This window comes from Photobacterium sp. AWH4_225 (assembly GCF_056158405.1).
The window spans coordinates 1,476,599-1,496,193 of the sequence record NZ_JBSWTF010000001.1; the positions used below are offsets into that span (position 1 = coordinate 1,476,599).

The 19,595-nt window shown below is 47.4% G+C and carries 13 protein-coding genes; 10 read left to right on the forward strand and 3 right to left on the reverse strand.

The annotated features are described in order from the left end of the window. The first annotated feature begins 9 nt into the window (after positions 1–9). From ACXAD4_RS07195 to ACXAD4_RS07230, 8 genes are all read left to right on the forward strand, one after another. The gene (locus ACXAD4_RS07195) at positions 10–2,142 is read left to right on the forward strand and encodes a glycoside hydrolase family 2 protein (RefSeq protein WP_475240076.1); all 2,133 of its coding nucleotides are present in this window, start codon (positions 10–12) and stop codon (positions 2,140–2,142) included. A gap of 3 nt (positions 2,143–2,145) precedes the next feature. Next, positions 2,146–3,813 carry a glycoside hydrolase family 9 protein gene (locus ACXAD4_RS07200; RefSeq protein WP_475240078.1) on the forward strand — a complete coding sequence of 556 codons (1,668 nt, stop codon included), beginning with the start codon at positions 2,146–2,148 and terminating at the stop codon, positions 3,811–3,813. A 15-nt stretch (positions 3,814–3,828) separates the two neighbouring features. Further along, entirely contained in the window at positions 3,829–5,694 is a 1,866-nt protein-coding gene (locus ACXAD4_RS07205; RefSeq protein ID WP_475240081.1) for a glycosyltransferase family 2 protein, read from the forward strand. Next, positions 5,684–7,006, forward strand: coding sequence for a DUF3131 domain-containing protein (locus ACXAD4_RS07210; RefSeq protein ID WP_475240083.1), 1,323 nt, complete (start codon positions 5,684–5,686; stop codon positions 7,004–7,006). The genes ACXAD4_RS07205 and ACXAD4_RS07210 overlap by 11 nt, the downstream gene beginning before the upstream one ends. A 26-nt stretch (positions 7,007–7,032) precedes the next feature. Next, a complete protein-coding gene (locus tag ACXAD4_RS07215; protein ID WP_475240086.1) occupies positions 7,033–8,439 on the forward strand; it encodes a DUF3131 domain-containing protein in 1,407 nt (468 codons plus the stop codon). Between the two features lie 17 nt (positions 8,440–8,456). Further along, positions 8,457–9,839: a DUF3131 domain-containing protein gene (locus ACXAD4_RS07220; RefSeq protein ID WP_475240088.1), complete on the forward strand. Its 1,383-nt coding sequence runs from the start codon at positions 8,457–8,459 to the stop codon at positions 9,837–9,839. Continuing rightward, on the forward strand, positions 9,836–11,059 hold the full coding sequence (locus tag ACXAD4_RS07225; protein ID WP_475240090.1) for a hypothetical protein: 1,224 nt from the start codon (positions 9,836–9,838) through the stop codon (positions 11,057–11,059). Before ACXAD4_RS07220 ends, ACXAD4_RS07225 begins: the two co-directional genes overlap by 4 nt. A 209-nt stretch (positions 11,060–11,268) precedes the next feature. Further along, entirely contained in the window at positions 11,269–12,546 is a 1,278-nt protein-coding gene (locus ACXAD4_RS07230; protein WP_475240092.1) for a glycosyltransferase, read from the forward strand. Between the two features lie 92 nt (positions 12,547–12,638). On the opposite strand, the gene ACXAD4_RS07235 is transcribed toward ACXAD4_RS07230, so the two are convergent. Together ACXAD4_RS07235 and ACXAD4_RS07240 are read right to left on the reverse strand one after the other, a co-directional pair. Further along, a complete protein-coding gene (locus ACXAD4_RS07235; RefSeq protein WP_475240095.1) occupies positions 12,639–15,488 on the reverse strand; it encodes an FAD-binding and (Fe-S)-binding domain-containing protein in 2,850 nt (949 codons plus the stop codon). Between the two features lie 211 nt (positions 15,489–15,699). Further along, positions 15,700–17,388 (reverse strand): L-lactate permease, encoded by a 1,689-nt coding sequence (locus tag ACXAD4_RS07240; protein ID WP_475240097.1) that lies wholly within the window; start codon positions 17,386–17,388, stop codon positions 15,700–15,702. Positions 17,389–17,555: 167 nt separating this feature from the next. Between ACXAD4_RS07240 and ACXAD4_RS07245 the strand changes: the two genes are divergently transcribed. Continuing rightward, positions 17,556–18,458, forward strand: a complete 903-nt coding sequence (locus tag ACXAD4_RS07245; RefSeq protein WP_475240099.1) for a LysR family transcriptional regulator — start codon at positions 17,556–17,558, stop codon at positions 18,456–18,458. A gap of 21 nt (positions 18,459–18,479) precedes the next feature. Here ACXAD4_RS07245 and ACXAD4_RS07250 read toward each other — a convergent pair whose 3' ends face one another. Then, positions 18,480–18,836: a YcgJ family protein gene (locus tag ACXAD4_RS07250; protein ID WP_475240102.1), complete on the reverse strand. Its 357-nt coding sequence runs from the start codon at positions 18,834–18,836 to the stop codon at positions 18,480–18,482. A 221-nt stretch (positions 18,837–19,057) separates the two neighbouring features. Between ACXAD4_RS07250 and ACXAD4_RS07255 the strand changes: the two genes are divergently transcribed. After that, positions 19,058–19,444 carry a DUF805 domain-containing protein gene (locus ACXAD4_RS07255; protein ID WP_475240104.1) on the forward strand — a complete coding sequence of 129 codons (387 nt, stop codon included), beginning with the start codon at positions 19,058–19,060 and terminating at the stop codon, positions 19,442–19,444. Positions 19,445–19,595 lie beyond the last annotated feature (151 nt).

Below are 19,595 nucleotides of genomic sequence, written 5' to 3' on the forward strand. Positions count from 1 at the left end.
ATATTACTTATGACGTTATTCTCATTATCTTCGTGTGCTTCATTTTCGGGAAATAATGATTGGTTTGTTAATAAGCAGTCATTAAATGGAAACTGGCGCCTAGAGATAATTGATGAAAACGACCAATGGATAGGGCAGTATAATGTTGCTGTGCCTGGTCATTGGAAAACGTCAGGCATCAATTATGCGGGCGCCGCTTATTACGATCGGAAATTTGAACTGGATAGCGTGAATCACTTAAGCCGATATTGGCTTGAGTTTGATGGTGTTGATTACGAATCGGCAGTTACTGTTAACGGAAAATACGTTTCAAGTCAGACTGGTTATTTTGTTCCACATCAAACAGAAATAACGGGTCTTGTTAATTCCGGCGAAAATACCCTGAACGTCTGGGTGAATAGCCCCAACGAGAAACATGTTGAGGATTGGTCATTACATAAAACGCTCGTTAAAGGCGTACTTAATCATCATGACACTCGCCCTGGTGGTGCTTGGTCAGACAAAGGACAAGACTGGAACTCTGGGGGGATCTGGGGCGATGTTACGCTGAGACAAACAGGCCCTGTTGCACTAGAAACACTTAAAGTGCGCCCTCGGGTAAACCACATCGGCAAGCAGATCACCTCTGCAGAGATAGAGCTAGCGGTTGACTCCAATCGAGAGGTAGAGGCAACCATTGAAATGGTACTGCAACGCCATGGAAGTAGTGATGCTGAGACGTTTCTTGTTGAAGAGGATATTAAAGCCGGTCAAAACAATCTTGAGTTATCCATCCCTCAAGCAGCCCGTCAGCTATGGTGGCCTTGGGACTGGGGGGAGCCAGCTTTATATGACCTTACTGTTTCAGTATCAATAGAAGGCCAGCTGACGGATCAGAAAACGGTGGCTATTGGTTTTAGGGAAATGACCCTTGACAGCGAAAACAAACAATTTCTTGTTAACGGTAAACCTTATTTCATCAGGGGCACCAATTACATTGCTAGCCAATGGCTGGGTGAAGTAACTCCCGCTCAATATCAGCAAGATTTCGACTTGATGAAAAACGCCAACGTCAACAGTGTCCGTGTCCATGCGCATGTGGCCGGGAAGGCTTTTTATGAACTGGCTGACAAGGCTGGCATGGTGGTATGGCAGGATTTCCCTTTGCAGTGGGGCTACAGTGACTCAGCGAGCTTTGCCCTTGAAGCAGCTCGCCAAGCCAGCGCAATGACAGACTTATTGTTCAACCATCCTTCTATTGCCTTTTGGTCTGGCCACAACGAGCCGCCATGGGATGCGACTTGGATGAAGTATAAGTACCCATCTTATCAACCCTCCCAAAATAAGCAGTTATCGGAGAATGTTTATCAGGCTCTGTTAGCGGCTAATGATAGAAGGATTGTGCGCAAAGCCTCCTATACCCATGAGCATCCTTGGTTAGGTTGGTATTCGGGCTCATATAAGGATTACCGCACTTACCAGCCATCAATGATTGTGAGTGAGTTCGGTGCTCAAGCAATGCCTAGCTGGGAGCTGATGGAAACTATTACTCAGGGGCAAGTTGAGTGGCCATTGAATGATGATGTTTTAAACACGCTTGGCTATCACAATTACCAGCATCATGAAACACTCAATATTGCCCATATTCAACAAGGTGAATCCCTGTCACAGTTTTGGAATAATTCCCAAGAATATCAAAGGCTAGTGACCAAATTTGCAGCTGAACATCTAAGGTTGAATAAAGGAGATGGGGTCGCTGCTATTTATCAATTCATGTTTGTCGATAGCTGGCCGTCAGTGACTTGGTCGGTGATGGATGTCGATAGGGTACCTAAGCCGGGTTATGACGCCTTGAAGGAGTCATATCAGCCAGTATTGGCTATTGCACAAGCTGACCTGACAGCCTTGCAACCCTCGCTGACGTTGAGCGTGATTAATGACTCTCTCATCAGTTTTAATGATGCCTCTTTGGTGGTGACTAACAGCTATAACCAACAGAGCTGGAAATTCGAAGGGCTTAACATTGCTGCTAATTCGTTGGTTAAGGTTGCAAATCAGCAGCCTATAAACGGCTTGGCTTCTTATTTGACGTTGGAGCTTAGGGATAACAAGGGCGAAACAGTGAGTATTAACCGCTATCTTGCGCAGGATTTGGAAGGCTAGATTATGACAAAGGTGCTTAGTTATATCATGGGAGCAACGGTTGCCTTCTCGGCACAGAGCGCAGATATAATGGTAAACCAGTCAGGGTACCTACCGGCAGGGGATAAGTTTGCCTATGTATTGGCAGAGCAGGCCAATGACGTGCAATTAATATCTGTCGCAGATGGTCGTGTCATTGCCAAACTGGAACGTTCAGACGAGGTCATCTTGCCTGATGAACGCAAGGTAACTGCGGTTGATTTTTCGCAGGTAAACCGTTCGGGTTGGTATCAATTGGTGACTGGCAGTGGCCAATCTGTGCCTTTTCAAATTGGTGCCGATGCCTACCTTCCGCTTAATGAGCGCTTGGTTCACGCACTCTATCTACAGCGTTCAGGCATGGCGGTGCAAGACATTTCTACAGGGATGAACCGCCCAGAAAGCCATATGCTGGATGGCCAACTCTTCCGTTCAGATGCATTCCATAAGGCCGGCACCCAGTTGGATGTTGTCGGTGGTTGGTATGACGCCGGCGATTTTGGTAAGTATGTGGCGACCACAACTATAACCGTTGCTAGGTTACTTGAAGCCTATCGACAGGCCCCCCAGTTATATTCACAGACCAAATTACCGGGTAGCGATAAGCCAGCCATTATTGATGAGTCCATCTATGCACTGGACTGGCTTTTGAAAATGCAGCGCGAAGACGGTGCTGTGTATCGTAAGGTATCAGGTGCTAGTTGGCCGGCTAAAATTGGTCCTTGGCAGGATAACCAAACCCGCTTTATTTATGGCGTTAGTACGCCTGAAACCGCTAAATTCGCTGCGACAATGGCCTTTGCCGCTCGGATTACCAAACCTTATGATGCTGATTTATCTCGACAGTACCTCAGTGCAGCGATCCATGCAATTAACTATCTTTCGGGCCAAGACGAGCAATATATCGATTGGAAAGAAGGGGATGACAGTGGTTCCGGCCCATACATGAAGAATAAGTTTGATTCGGAAGCATCACTGGATACCGATGTGGATGACAGGCTTTGGGCTTATGCTGAGCTGTATATCACGACAGGCCAAGACAAATTTAAAGCAGCCTTCCAAGAAAACTACGACCCGCAATGGATCGATATTTTCGAATGGAAAAACCCTGCCGCAATGGGTGTTTGGCACCTAATTCTTGCAGAGGACAAAGGTGAGTTTAGAGATCAACTAGTCAACGACTTGGATCAGGTAGCCAACCGTTATATCCAACAGGCGCAGCAATCGCCCTTTAGGGTGGCTAATCAGCGTTTCATCTGGGGCTCGAACAAGATGACGGCGGAAGCGGGTATTTTGATTGCATGGGCAGATTTTGCCAAAGGGCGCTTAGAAAACCGTGCCTCGGTTCAGTCGCAAATTGACTACCTGTTGGGAGCCAATGCCTTCGATATGAGTTTTGTCACTAACAGTGGCACCTATTCGGTACGTAATCTTCATCACCTGTACCGAATTGCAACAGGGGTCAGTTTACCTGGCTACCTAGTCGGTGGGCCGAATGAAATGGCGCAAGCTGGAGTCGCACCGAAAAATATGGGGATGCTGAGTTATATAGATAGCGAGAAGTCGTATGCAGTCAATGAGTTCGCTATTGATTACAACGCCAGTCTGATTGGTTTGATTGCCGTGCATCACGCTTACTTTAATCATTATTAACCGGAGTGAGAGCTCATGGATTTTTATTTCAAGGAATTCGAACATCGTAAGCCACCAGAGCCGGTGCCTTATAGCATGTCGAGAGAACTGCTCTACCAGTACCTTGCCACCTGTAATCTCACTTTGGGTATTTGGTATCTGTGGTGGCGCTGGACCTATGCGCTGAACTACGACGCCATGTGGTTTTCTTTTCCGCTTGTTTTTGCAGAGTCCTGCGCCTTTATCGGTTCAGTGCTCTTTACTTTCAATTTGTGGAAGACCAAGGATGAGCCGAAGAAGGCCCCGCCGCATACCATCAATGAATGCGTTGCGGAAGATAGTCCTGAAGCCAGTGAAACAAGGCCAATCAGTATTGATGTGTTCTTCCCGAGCTATGATGAAGAGCCGGAGTTGGTCAGGTTGAGTATCGAAGATGCCCAGAAGATCCGTTATCCCTATGACATCGATATCAAGATATTTATTCTTGATGATGGTAAGCGCCCGTCAATGAAGGCGCTCGCTGATGAGATGGGCGTCGAGTACATTACCCGTGAGAGTAATATCGGTTTTAAGGCGGGTAATCTGCGTAATGCCTTGGAGCAGACTTACGGTGACTTCATCGTTATTTGTGATGCCGATACCCGTCCGTTCCCCACTATTCTTGAGCACACCATGGGCTACTTCCGTGATCCGGATGTTGCTTGGGTTCAAACTCCGCAATGGTTCTTTGACTTACCGGAGGGCGAGCGCCTCCCAAATTGGTTACAGCGCAAACTGGGTAATTGGGCAGCACCGATAGGCCGTGGCGTAGAGAAACTTTATGGACCGGTTAAAATCGGTGAAGATCCGTATGTGAATGATCCGCAGATGTTCTATGACGTGATTCAGCGTCGCCGCAACTGGGTGAATGCCTCTTTCTGTTGCGGTGCGGGCTCTATCCACCGCCGTGAAGCGGTTATGGAAGCAGCATTGCGTAGTTACAGTGAGCAGATCAGTAAAGAACATAAAGAGATCGAGAAGCAAATCAGAAAGATCACCAAAGAGAAAACGGTGGATCGGGATGTGTCTGATAACCTGCGCCAAGAGATCATTTTCGACACTGAGTTTACGCCTTATAAGTTCCACGTATCGGAAGATATATATACCTCGATAGTTCTTCACTCTGATACCGAAAGGAATTGGCGTTCGGTTCAGCACCCAGAAGTCGAAAGTAAGATGCTGTCACCGCAGGATCTACAGACCTGGACAGTCCAGCGTTTCAAGTACTCCGGTGGTTCTATTGATATTTTCATGAACGATAACCCGTTGTTCAGGAAAGGGATGAACCTTAAGCAGAAGATGATGTACGGTGCCAGCTTCTGGTCAAACTTGTCAGCTATATGGAACATTATTTTCTTAACTTGTCCGATCATTTACTTCCTGACCAGCATTGCGCCGGTGAGTGCCTATGACGTCACTTTCTACTTGCACTTCATACCGTTCGTACTGACGGCAGAGCTCGCCATGATGGTCGGTACATGGGGCGTCGCAGGGTATAAAGGTAAAACCAACTTTCTGTCCTTCTTCCCGGTCAACATGCGGGCGCTTTGGACGGTATTACGCGGACGGAAGATTAGTTTCCCAGCCACACCCAAAGAACGTCAGGACGGCACCTTTGGTCACTTGGTCATACCGCAAAAGCTGGTCTTTGGCCTGAGCCTATTTAGCATGTGCTTCGCGTGGTTTAGTTACTTTACTGGCATGTTCGGTAGTTATTCTTTGGGCGGATTGATATTCAATAGTTTTTGGACAATTAACAATATGATGGCGATGTGGGGGATGATTGCTGCCGCCTATTGGACGCCGCCACCAGCAGATAAGAAGCAGGAACAGGAATCTGAGGAATTAGAATATGGAATTTAAGCAAGCACTCGTGAATGCACGGCATCATATCGTGTTTCTATTTGGCCTTCTTACTGCTCTGGTGATCGCTTTTAGTATCGAGACCCGTGATCAAGGTCATGTTCTTGGAAACATTACCTTTGAAGCTGAAGAAGAAATCCCAGTACGTGCTAGCCGAGTACTGACTGAAGAGGAGTATGAGTGGGCAAACACCGCGTGGGTCTACTTTGAAAATAACTATCAGGAAAATACCGGGCTGGTAAACTCGGTAGACGGTTATCCTTCCACTACCATGTGGGATACCGCTTCTTACCTTATGGGCTTACTGGCAGCAGAAAAACTCAATATTATCAGTAAGAATAAGTTTGAGCTACGAATGGAGAAAGCGCTGAACACGCTTGCTCGCCTGCCGCTGATTGATGGCAAGCTGCCTAACAAGGCATACAACACCCAAACCGTAGAAATGGTGGATTACCAAAACCGACCGGTTGAAAACGGAATTGGTTGGTCAGCCATTGATATTGGCCGAATTTTAGTACCGCTGAATATTTTGGTGTGGCAGTACCCGCACTTTAACACCCAGGTCAATGCGGTACTCAATCACTGGGATGTCGGTGTCATGATCAAAGACGGCTACCTGTACGGTTCCCGACCGCAGCAAGATGACGGAACAGTGATGGAACTGGTTCAGGAAGGGCGTATCGGTTATGAGGAATATGCCTCTAAAGCGATGTCCCTTATGGGCCGTGACGTGTTTAATGCGATGAAATATATCGACTACCTGGAGCTGCGTAATATCGACGGTGTTGATATCCCAACCGATTTGCGTGACCCGGCTAAATACCATGCCCATAACTATGTGGTCAGTGAGTCCTACATCCTGGATAGCTTGGAGTTTGGTGCGGACAGTGTGTCGAAGATCTTTGCCCACCGCGTGTATAAAGCGCAGGAAAACCGATTTGACCGGACAGGCATTTTAACGGCGGTCAGTGAAGATAACGTCGATGAAGCGCCTTACTTTGTTTACAACACCGTATTCTCTGATGGCAAAGAGTGGAATGCGATCACAGACCAAGGCGAGGATGCCTCTCACCTTAAAACACTGTCTACCAAAGCAGCATTTGGTTGGTATGCCTTGTATGACACGCCATACACTGAGTTGCTAATTGAAGATGCAAAAGAATTATTCTCGGAAGAGAAAGGCTGGTATTCAGGCCGTTATGAAGTCGATGGCCGTGTGAATAAAGCAATTACGGCAAACACCAACGGGATTGTTTTGGAATCGCTTGCTTACATCGAAAATGGAGCCTTACTGAGTGTGGGCGTGAAGTAAACCGCAACTATGATAGGGAGTATCGTATGCGTTATATCATTGTTGGCCTTTTAGGGGTTTTGGCTACCGGTTGCGGTAACAAATACAGCAGTTTTTCGGATGATGTGGTGGATAGGAAGAGTCACTGGACGATTCCCAAACCTCGTCAGGGGCAACTGACTGAACAAGAAATGGATATGGCCCGCATTGCCTGGAAGTATTTTGAAAATAACTACCAGGAATCAACGGGGCTGGTGAATGCGGTAAATAACTACCCCTCAGTGACATGGTGGGATGCTGCGTCCTATATGGCGGGCATGGTAAGCGCATATGAATTAGGGATCATCGAAAAAGAGGAGTTTAACCGCCGTCTTATTCGTATTTTGACGACCTTGAATACGCTTGATTTGTTCATGAATGAGCTGCCCAACAAGGCATATAATACTCAGACCGCTGCTAAAGTGGACTACGGTAACCAGCCTGGCGAGATTGGATATTCGGCGCTCGACCTTGGCCGTTTGTTGATTTGGCTTCATATCATCAAGCACCGCTACCCTGAGTATGCGACCAGTATCGACTCAGCGATATTACGTTGGAATTTCTGTAACGTGATTGATGAAAATGGCACCATGTTCGGGGCGCTTCTTGAGAAAGACAAACCTGTTCAATACTTGCAGGAAGGACGCTTGGGCTACGAAGAGTATGCTGCTAAAGGGTTTGAGCTATGGGGCTTTAATACTACCCAGGCAGCAATGCCAGAGCCGTATAGCACCATTAACCTCTATGGCTACGATGTTCCATACGACACCCGTGACCCTCGAAAACTGAAAGCGCACAGCTATGTGGTTACCGAAAGTTATGTTTTGGATGGTATCGAATTAGGGTGGGATTTAGCGGATGACCGCTCGGGCCATGATTATAACTACTCTAATGATTGGATTGCGGAATTTGCCTTGCAGATTTACCGTGTTCAGGAGGAGCGCTATAAGCAAACCGGTATTATTACTGCGCGAACTGAGCACCAGTTAGCAGGCCCTCCTTACTTTGTGTATGACACCATTTATACCGATGGCTTCGCTTGGAATACCATTTCGGAAGTGGGTGAGTATCTTCCTCAGTACTCTGCAGTAGCCATCAAGGGTGCGATGGGAATGTGGGTGCTTTGGGATACCGAATATACCGATTTGTTGTTTGACCATGTTTCACATTTGTATGACCGTGAAAAAGGCTTTTATGAGGGGATATTTGAAAATGGCACCGGCCTGATCAATACCTTCACCTCGAACAACAACGGTATCACTTTGGAGATCCTACTTTATAAACAACAGGGTAAGTTGCTTACCTATAAAGACAATGTTGCACCAAGCCTGTGGGAAAAAGCGCTTGAATCACCATTTGGCTATGAGGGGCAGTGTCTGCCTCGCAGAGGGGCTTTCAATAGCAAGCTCAAATAGCCGTAGTAAGGATATAGATGTTGAGAAATACGGTGATTGCAGCCAGTTTATTCTGCCTGACATCTTGTGGAGTAGTCTATCAAGGTGTTCAAGGGGGGATAACGTCGGTTAACGAGTCGCAGGTGCTGCGCCAGGGACGGTATGGCTCGTTGACCGAGCAGGAGCTTGAATGGGCGCAAATTGCCTGGACCTATGTTGAAAACAACACCAACCTCACTACGGGGTTGGTGAATGCGCTTGATAATTATCCGACAACTAATTTGTCAAACCTAGCTGACTATCTGATTGCGCTGATGGCAGCCCGTGAATTTGAGTTTATTACCAGCAAAGAGCACGATGAACGCTTGACGTTGGTGCTTTCCTTCCTCAATAAAATGCCACTTGGCCTGACCGGTGTCCCCAATAAGGTCTATAGCACGGGGACTGGGATGATGGTGGATTACGCCAATCAACCCGGAGAACTGGGCTGGTCTTCGATTGATGTTGGGCGTTTGCTGATCGCATTGGCAATGGTCAAACAGCGTAATCCTGAGTTTTCCGAGTATGTCGATAAGGCTGTCTTGCGCTGGAACTTCTGTGAGTTAGTGACGGAAGACGGTGAACTATATGGCGGTGCGATTAATAACGGTAATGTTTATCGCTATAAAGAAGGGCGCTTGGGCATCGAAGAGTATACTGCCTATGGCTATCTTGATTGGCAGATTGTCCCGGAAAAAGCCATGATGCTTGATCCCTACGAAGTGGTCACAATAAACGGGATTGATCTGTTATTTGATGGTCGTGACCCGCGAGACTACGATGTCCTTCGTCCTGTTTATAGTACGCCTTATCTGCTGCTGGGGCTTGAGTTTAACTGGGATGACATTGACGATCGCTACTCGTCAGACTCGAAACATACCAACGATGTCTTGGCTGCAATGGCTGATTCGGTATACCGCATCCAAGAGTCACGCTGGGATGTGGATCGTATCTACACTGCGCGTGGTGAGCATGTTGTCACAGGGGAGCCTTATTTTGTTTACGACAGTATCTATGCACTGGGTACACCATGGATCACGGTAGCAGAAGACGGCAGTGATCATGATGAAAAAGCCTTGGTGTCTACCCGGGTCGCCTTTCAAATGTGGGTGCTATGGAAAACCGATTATACCGAACGTTTGTTGACGCTAGTACGTGAGTTATACGACCCAGAGCGCGGCTGGTATGAAGGGCGCTATGAACTGACCAGTAGCTACGAGAAGAGTATTTCCTTGCAAACCAACGCCGGGGTGCTTGAAGCCTTGTTGTATAAAGCCAATGGGAAGTTGTACCAGCCATCGAAAGCTCGTGAATACCGCGATGTCCAATTCGACTCTCGTTTTTACCACCCTCAAAAATGCTTGGTGGAGACATTCCGATGAAAAGGGTTTATCTGTTATCGATAGTCTTTTGCGTTATTGCTCTATTGCCGTTGAAGGGGATAGCTTCTGCGGTGGATGTAGAATTGGCTTATTACACCAAGGCTAACCATTTGGTGAATGCTGGGCGTTACCAACAGGCTTCGGAGCAGTGGCATCGGTTGAGTATTTTGTTTTTGAGCTCGGAAGCCAAGTTAGGACGTAAGCGAATGTGGCAGTATGCCGGGTTATCGGAAGCGTTGGCGGCAATATCGGCAGACAAAGCCAATGATGCCATGGCTTATCAATACTGGGCCGACAGTACCCGTTATCTAATGACCGGCGGGACGAACTGGAAGCAAATGAAAAAGAAGCTTCACCGTCGTTACGAGCATGCCAATACCTTACTGTCGACCCAGTTACAGGTGGCTGATTTAGCCTCGAGTATTGATAGTGAATGGGAAAATGAGCTGGCTGTGCTGCAGAGTTGGGATGAAAAGCTATCACTGTTTAGCTTCGAGAGCCCGAAGTTGGGCTTGGCTGACCGCCAAGAAAGAGGTGCGACAATTCAGCCGGTGCCGACAGCACCGAATGTGAGCCCTGCTTATCAACCGCCACAAGGCGGCAAAAAATTAAGCGGCTTGAATACATCATACAGTAAAGAACAGCATGTTATTCCTACAGGTGCGCTAATTGAGTCGACGGAAAGGGATACAACTATTGGCCAACCTGTTCAATCTTCCTTAAGCGCCGATGAAGAAAAACAAATGGCAGACATCACCGGTCCGGATATCGACCCTGTGAAAGAAAAGCTGGAATCTATTCCCACTGAAACATCAGTTAGTCGCCATTTGGTGGTCTCTGATGTCGAGGTTAAATTGCAAACAGCCCCTGTAATGAGTAAAGGGATTGTTATCTCAGGGCCTCAAAAATCGGTGCAAGCCGCTGAGCCTGAGGCGGTGTCTGAAATAGAAAAGGGAGCAGAGCGTGAAGGTACATCAACGGATGCTTCCGAACTGATTACGCAAGAAGCTAAAGATAAAGTCCTTGTTACACCGGTTGAAGAAATCGAGTACGAGGAGCAAGACTTGAAGCAGCTCGTTACACCGAAAAAGCAAAGCCAGAATAATCGACAGGATGCGGAAAATGAGCAAATCATTATCCCGTCAGGCCACTTTGAACAGCCTGAAAAGCATGTTGTTGCCCCTTTGCAGCGCAGAAGTTTCGCGCCTGTCTCTCAGTGATTTCTCTATACCTAGTGGCTTCAATTGTTAATTTTGCATTTCAGCAAGAGCAAATATTAACTTTGTGATATAAAACACCTCAAAATCATGCTTTTAATGCAATTGGTTGCGTAAAAAATTTGTCATTCTTATAGCCGTTACTAAGCTTAATTTAAGCCCTGTTGTCGTTGTGGGTGAGTACTTAAGGGAGTAACCAAGAGGGATAAGCAATGACAGCATCAGAAAAAATTGTTGAGCAAGCTTTTGACAACGCAAGTGACGTTTTTGACTTAACAGAATCTCAGCATCAGAAGCGATTATTACAACTTGCCAATACCTTATATTGCTTAACAGATATCACTACGAAATATTATCAACAGCTAGCAGCCTCAGAGAAATGCCCCCTTGAGTTTCGCTTAGCGGTCAAATTAGTCGAATCCAAGCGATATGTACTTAAACTAAAACGCCCACTGTTAGTCGGTGTGGTGTTTGCCATGTGGGGTGAGCATAACCGTTTAAATGAAAAAACTTCGCTGAACCCGAATGGAGAGGACTCCTTAAGGGTTAAAATTGATCAGCTCAATTGGATCACCCAAGGCTCTGTCGTTGACTGGCACCTATATCCAGTCGATGACGGTTGCCCACATAATAGTGCAGGTATTGCCGATCAAATTCTCGCTGAGCATCCAGACAAAGCTAAAGTGTCAGTATTGCGCCTTTCTGATGAGTTGCCTACTTCTGAAGGCCCACTGCAGAATCTTACGTCGGCAGATGATTCCCGAAAAGGTGGAGCAATTATCTTGGGTTGCCAGCAAGCACTGGCGGATAAAGCCGACTGCGTGATGTATACCGATGCTGACAACTCGGTACATTTAGGTCAGCTAGGTCTACTCCTTAAGCCTTATGTTTCAGAGGATGCCAAAGTGGTTCTGGGGAACCGCAAGCACCCCGATTCTATTTTGGTTAAGCAGGAAGAACGATGGGGCATAGGTATCAAAACATTGCGCCACATGCAGCGGATGATTGGACGCGCTATCTTCAGCAATAATATTAAAGATACTCAAGCGGCGTTCAAGCTCTATGATCGCGAAGTTATCCAATATATCTTGGCTAAGCCCTCTGTGTATGACTTTTCCTTTGATACCGACTGGATCTTTGCGGCAATGAAAAAGGAATATCCGCTGCAGACAGTACCGTTCGCCTTTATTGATTCCGATGCTGAGTCTGCCTCGATAACCCAGGGGCCAATGACGACTTGGTATACATTGTTAAGTGGTTTGGCTACTGCGGCCAAAGCTCGGGATATCGATCATAACCACGAGATGGTCAGGATCTTCGAAGACCATATCCATAGTCATAAAGATCTCGAGTTGATCATTGATATCTTGCCTGAACAACTTCGAGATATTGAAGATGCGGAAATTGGTGATCCGTTGATCTTCGCACCACGCGAGATAGAACATTGGCTGGTGGAGCAAAAGCAAGCTGAAGTGGACACAGTCTCGTAAGTGTTGTCTTGAATGAAATGTTGGTGGATAGAATTTAGCCCAAACTGCTGATAACAGTTTGGGCTTTTCATTTATCTAGGGAATTGTCGTAGTTAAACCGCAGCCTCATCGACAAGGTAGAGAATCGACTGGTAAGGAATGCCACTGTGGTGAGATAAGCCGATCTCGCAGGTTCGACTGTTACTGAATCCGCGGGTACAGCCTGTCGGGACTTGCTCTTTCAGCGGTGCGACAGCAGCTTCGTTTAACTCAGGTGTGGTAAAGCCTTTGTCACCCGCCCAGCCGCAGCATTGGATATGCTCAGGAAGGACGACCCCTTCGGCACATGCTTGGGCCAGTGAAAGCATATCTGCTTCCAAGCCCATTCGACGAGAGCTGCAGGTAACGTGGAGCATTACTGTCTCTTTGATTGGAGAGAGAGAAAGGTGAGGCAACAAATACCGTGACACAAAACCAACAGGCTCGAGTATTTCCAAAGGCTGGGTAAAGTTTTCGATACTGCGTTTGGCACACGGGCTGGTGTCCATCAAAACCGGATAAGTGCCTTCGTTACTTGCCTCCCAAAGCAACGACTCCAACTCTTGGGCTTTCTGCTTGGCGATATCGTTCATTCCCTTACTGTCATAGGGCATACCACAGCATTGACTACTGAATTTTTCTGGGGTGATCACCTCAAAGCCAGCTTTCTTCAGCAGTGAAAGCGTGACTTCCGTCAGTGGACGGTTATCTTTGGCAGAATCCTGCTGGCCCATGGTTCGGCTGGCACAGGATGGCATGTATACCACTTTCTTGCTTGCGCTCTCAGCGTGTGCCGAATGTATCGAATTGGCGTGTAACTGGCTGAGTTTATGCGGGTTAGATTGGGGATATTCCGGCATCCAAATAGGGGTTGCGCCCCCTGTTACTTTACGCAGGCCATTGGTTAATGCACCGACAGCTTTATCGCCAACCAGTTTACGGGCAACTTGATTGCTCTTGAGGCCAACTTTAACCATAGTTGTGGTGGCTCCAAAATGATCTGCAGTCCATCGCGCAATAGGGGTAAAACGCTGGTACTTTTCAATACGGAGCTTCTTAACCAGATCGCCGGTATTGATGCCAACAGGGCAGCGATCGGCACACAGTCCGGTTGCTGCACAGGTATCGACGCCTTGATACTCGAAAACGTCTTTGAGCTCATCGACTGGTGGGCGCCGGCTATTGCCTGCAAGGTATTCTCTCTCACGGTGTTGCAGCTCGCGATATAGCACGATACGTTGGCGTGGTGATAGAGTCAGTGTTCTTGACGGGCAAACAGGCTCACAAAATCCACACTCAATACAGCGATCAACGATTTCATCCGCTGCAGGCATTGGTTTGAGGTTGGAAATATGGGCACGTTCGTCGTCATTGATGATTACCCCAGGGTTGAGCAAACTCTCGGGATCAAACAGGGTTTTGATCTGTTTCATCAGGCGATAGCCATCATTACCCCATTCAAGTTCGACATAGGGAGCCATATTACGGCCAGTGCCGTGTTCGGCTTTTAGCGAGCCTTGATATTTGACCGCTACTAGCTCGGCAACATCATCCATAAAGCTGCCATAGCGGTTCACTTCTGCCTCTTCTTCAAAGCCTTGGGTAAAGACAAAATGCAAGTTGCCTTCAAGGGCATGGCCGAAAATGATTGCCTCGCTGTAGTCGTACTTGTCAAACAACTGCTGAAGCTCACGAACCCCCATGGCAAGGTGCTCGACTGGGAAAGCCACATCTTCAATGATCACCGTTGTTCCCGTTTCACGCACAGCGCCAACGGCCGGGAACATCCCTTTACGTATCGCCCACAAGCTGGCGACGGTATTGGCATCTGTGGTGAATGGCGTTGAGTGGGTAATGGAAAATTCGGTCAAAGCTGCCATAACGTCCAGACACTGCTGTTCAAGCTGGTGGCTGCAACTGGCGCGAGTCTCAACCAATAACGCAGCGGATTCAAGATCCAGCGCTTGGATATACTCAGGCATGCCCGGTTTATCCGCCACAGAGCGCAACGCGCGGCCATCCATCATCTCGACGGCAGAAACGTTGGTTTTTGCCAGAACGGACACGGCTTTACTTGCCGCTTCGATGTCTTTGAAAACAAGCAGGGCCGAGGCTTTGTGCGGGTGCTCGATCACTGTGTTATACGTGATGTCAGCGATAAAGCCTAGAGTGCCCTCAGAGCCTATCATCAGGTGTTCTATCACCTCGATAGGGTCATGGTAATCAACCAGCGCATTGAGCGCATAACCGGTGGTGTTTTTCAGTCGGTATTTGTGACGAATTTTATCTGACAGCTCAGTGTTCTGCTGAGTTTCTTCGACCAATTTTGCAAGGCCATCAATTAAATCAGGGCGCTGGTTTTTGAATGCCTCTATGCTTGCTTCGCTGGCGGTATCGAGCACAGTACCGTCGGTGAAGACAATGGTCATGCTGTCAACGGTTTTGTATGAGTTCTGGGCGGTGCCGCAGCACATGCCGCTGGCGTTATTAGCAGCGATACCACCAATTTTGCAGGTATTGATAGAAGCCGGATCTGGGCCGATTTTACGTTGAAAAGGTGCGAGGTAACGGTTGGCATCGGCACCGATAACACCTGGCTGAAGGCGGATTTTTTCACCTTGATCCAGAATACTATGGCCGCGCCATTTATCGGTCAGGGTAATAAGAACTGAATCTGACACGGCCTGCCCTGACAAACTGGTACCTGCGGCCCGAAAAGTAAAAGGGATGTCCAGTTGGCGGCAGGATTGAATGGTGAAAATGATCTCATCCAGATTATTAAGACGCAAAACTATCTGAGGGATAAGGCGGTAGAAACTGGCATCAGTCCCATATGCAAGCCGCTTGGCTTCTTCGGTGATGATCCTAGCTTTATCAATCTGGGTCGCGAGTAGGGCTTCTAGCTGTTGGTATTTATTTTCCATTGCTCATCCTGCATCAGTCGGTATTACTGAATAGTTGAATGCTGTTTCCATCTTACTGATCTCAATCATTATTGTTGGAATGTTTGGTTAGGATTGAGAGTCAGGACTACAAAATCAGTTCTTTGGTTAAAGCTGCTTTGTTGAATATTTTGGGAGATAAGGCCAGCTAGTTGCTGGCCTTATGTACTGAGATTGCTCGATTGATTGAGCGCTATCCCATCAATACATCTGTGATGTGTAGACCATAGATGATGAAGAGACCGATAATGCCGCTCATCACTAGGTAGTAGAACGTAGGAATCACTGTTTTACGTAAAGTGGCACCCTCGCGGCCAAGCAGGCCTACCGTGGCAGAGGCGGCAACGACGTTGTGGATGGCAATCATATTACCGGCCGCTGCGCCAACCGCTTGTAGGGCAACAATAGCAGCACTGGATACAGTCAGAGTCTGGGCAACTTCAAACTGGAATTGGCTGAACATCATGTTGGAAACAGTATTCGAGCCTGCAATGAAAGCACCCAGTGCACCAATGGTTGCGCTCAATGCCGGGAAGAAGCCACCGACAAGCTCTGAGACAAAATTAGCCGTTGTGACAGGCATACTTGCAAGGTCAGCAGCATTGACACCGGAGTTGATAAAGATACGCACCATCGGGATAGTGAACACCAATACGAAACCGGCACCAATTAATGTCTTACTGGATTCCTTGAACGCTTCTGTCAAAGGGCTCAGCTTACGTGATTGAAGCAGCACGGCTAAAATCGCGACAAATACCAAGATCCCGCCTGGCAGGTACAGAGGTTGGATCGAGGCGCTAATACCTGTCTCACCCAGAATATTTGAAAATGATAGGCTGACACTGACCAGCAAGGCTTTGAAGTCAGCGCTGACACGGCTAGCAACCAGGACCACAGCCAGTAGGACATAAGGTGCCCAAGCCAGTGCAAGGTTCATTGGCTTGTCAGTCGCTTTAAGGTCGATTTTCAGTGATCCCAACCATTCTGCAGGCCACTTATCTTCACTTTCAAAATCCCATTGCTTTTTCGGTACAAGGAAGCCTTTCTTGGCGGCTGTTACCACAATAGCCAGACCCAGCAAGCCACCAATCAAAGAAGGGAATTCAGGGCCAAGCAGCATGCCAGTCAGGGCGTAAGGCACCGTGAAGGCAACACCGGCGAACAGGGCAAACGGCAAGATATCCAAGCCCTCGGTCCAGCTCTTGTTTTTGCCGAAGAAGCGGGTCAGCATCATCGCCATCAGAACCGGCATCAAGGTACCGATAGTGGCATGGATTAATGCCACATTTGTAGTGATTTGCTGCAGGTAAATATCCCAGTTCGAGCCTTGGCTGATCAGTGTTTCACCAATGTTGTGGGTATCCAGTCCTTTGTTGACCCCCACAATGATAGGTGTACCAACCGCACCAAAGGAGACTGGTGTGGATTGAATCATCATACCCATCAATACAGCGGCAAGTGCAGGGAAACCGATAGCAACCAAAAGAGGGGCTGCAATTGCTGCTGGGGTACCGAACCCAGAGGCACCTTCAATAAAGGAACCAAAACACCAGGCAATGATGATGGCCTGTATCCGGCGATCGCTGGATATATCGGTAAACCCATTACGGATGGTGGTAATGGCTCCGGTGTGCTTGAGCGTATTGAGGAGGAATATCGCCCCAAACACGATCCACAGTACTGCTACGGTAATGGTCAGCCCCTGCAGAGAGGAGGCTAAGACGCGGGTAGCTGACATATCCCAGCAGAACAGGGCGATGGCCACAGTCAGCAAGAATGCCACGGGCATCGCTTTCTTGGCTGGCCAGTTCAACCCGACCAGTAGGATAGCGGCAACCACTATTGGTGAAAATGCAACGAGTGCAAGTAGGGTGTCGTTCATGATTATCAGTCCTTCGGAGTGCTGTTTTGTAATGCATAACCTATGCATCAATGAACATATTTGTTGTTTTTGTATTTGGTTTTGTTAATCGAGTGTGACGATATCGCTTTATTTTTATTTGGTATAGGGAAATAATGAAAAATATTTCTTCCAAAAATGGACTAATAATGGCGAAGGCAGATGACTTGATCTTGTTTGCTCAGGTAGTGGAACATGGTTCGTTTAGTAAAGTGGCGGAGTTGAATTCCCTTACAAACTCAGTGGTTAGTAAAAGAATCGCCCGTCTGGAGGATGATTTGGGGGTACAGCTCCTGTATCGAACCACCCGTAAACTCACGGTTAGTGAGGCAGGGAAAGTGTTATATTTGGGATCCAAAAATGTGAAGCAGGCCGCGATGGAAGCAGTCGATGCCGTCAGTGGATTTGGTGAAAAAGTCAGCGGCCATGTCAAGATGTCTGTACCTACCATCTCAGGTGATCTTCTGTTAGCGGACGCAGTGGCTGAATTCTGCACCGAGCATCCGGGCTTTACAGTCGATATGTCATTGGATAACCGCTTTGTAGACTTGATTGAAGATGGCTATGACTTGGTGATCCGAACCGGTTACCTGGAAGACTCTAGCTTGATCGCTAGGCATATTCTTGACTCGCAGTGGGTGATATGTGCTGCGCCCAAGTACATTAGCCGAAATGGTCGGCCGGAAAGGCCGCAAGATTTGGTCGATCATAACTGCCTGCAATATGCCTATCAAACCACTGGAGCTTCAGAGTGGCAGTTTATCGGCGAGCAGGGCAATTACATTCTTCGAGTTAGCGGTAATTTCTCTACTGATAATGCAGCGGCATTGAGAAAAGCGGCACTGGGCGGCTACGGCATCGCCTATGTACCGCGTTGCTTGGTATACCACGATATTATGGAAGGGAAGTTGGTTGATTTGTTTCCTGAGCAGGTTGGCAAACGGTTAGGGATCTATGCGGTGTATCCATACACCAGGCAACCATCACAAAAGATAAAGTTGCTTATAGAACACATCCGCACCCGCTATCTGGCGATTCAACATTTTTTTTGATAGCGGGGGGCTGTATGTGATTCAGTCAAACAAGATGCTGGTATAGTCTTCCAGTTTTTCGTCGGAGAAGCGGTCAAGAAAGCATGCGCGTTGTTCTGAGTCGCAATATACCTTGTTGCTGAATGAGTAGCGGGTAGTATCGAAGTTTTTGCTTCCCACCCTGTTGATCAGCTCCATCATTTTATCTTGGGCTTCTTGGCCCAAGAATTCTTTGGTAAACCCCATCGAAATACCATAGCTGTCGACACAAAAGCCTGCCTGTCTATCGCATATCACTCCTTTGTCTGGGGAGAAAAGCGGTTCATGTATCGTGTGGTTTTCACTGTACGCAGCATGGCTAACAAATAAAAGGCCCAGAGGTAGAAGAACTGATTTCATGATGGGCACCTTGTCGTAATGGGTTTCAACTAGTATTGATCAGATGTGGGTCATTCCCAAGTCAGATGGGCTATTTCGGACCAAGTAATATATCCAAGTAATTAGGGCATACAAAACCATACACAGGCAGCCACAATAAGTTTGCGTTGGTTAGCAGAATCATGGAATCGAACACAATACTATACTGACATCTGTTGTAACTATTTGAACTAGGGTCTTTTATGAACTGGTATATCCATGTATTGAAAAACTACGCTGTCTTCAAGGGAAGGGCACAAAGGCAAGAGTACTGGTATTTCTTTTTATTCAACATCATTATCAGTATTGCTTTGTCGATGTTGGATTCGGCATTGGGGAACCCCGGGGCTGGTGAAGGCGCTGGAGCTATTGGTACTGTGTATTCGTTAGCAATCCTTATTCCAAGCATTGCTGTTGGGGTGCGTCGCCTGCATGACATCGGTAAAACGGGTTGGTGGATGCTGATCGGCTTGATCCCGTTGGTTGGGGTGTTGGTGTTGCTGTATTTCTTTGTACAGGACAGCCAGCCCGCAGCCAATGAGTATGGCCCAAATCCGAAGGATCCTACTTCTATTAACCTATCTATGTAAGCTATATGGTGGCGGTCAAAAGCTCTAAGGCTGCCACCTTGTTAATGTCTGTATTATTTTTGAGAATTGATAAAGATTTCTCACGGCTAAAACACATCTTATTTTCGGTTAATTCTCTTATTTCTAAGGGATAAATGGTTATCTGGCCATA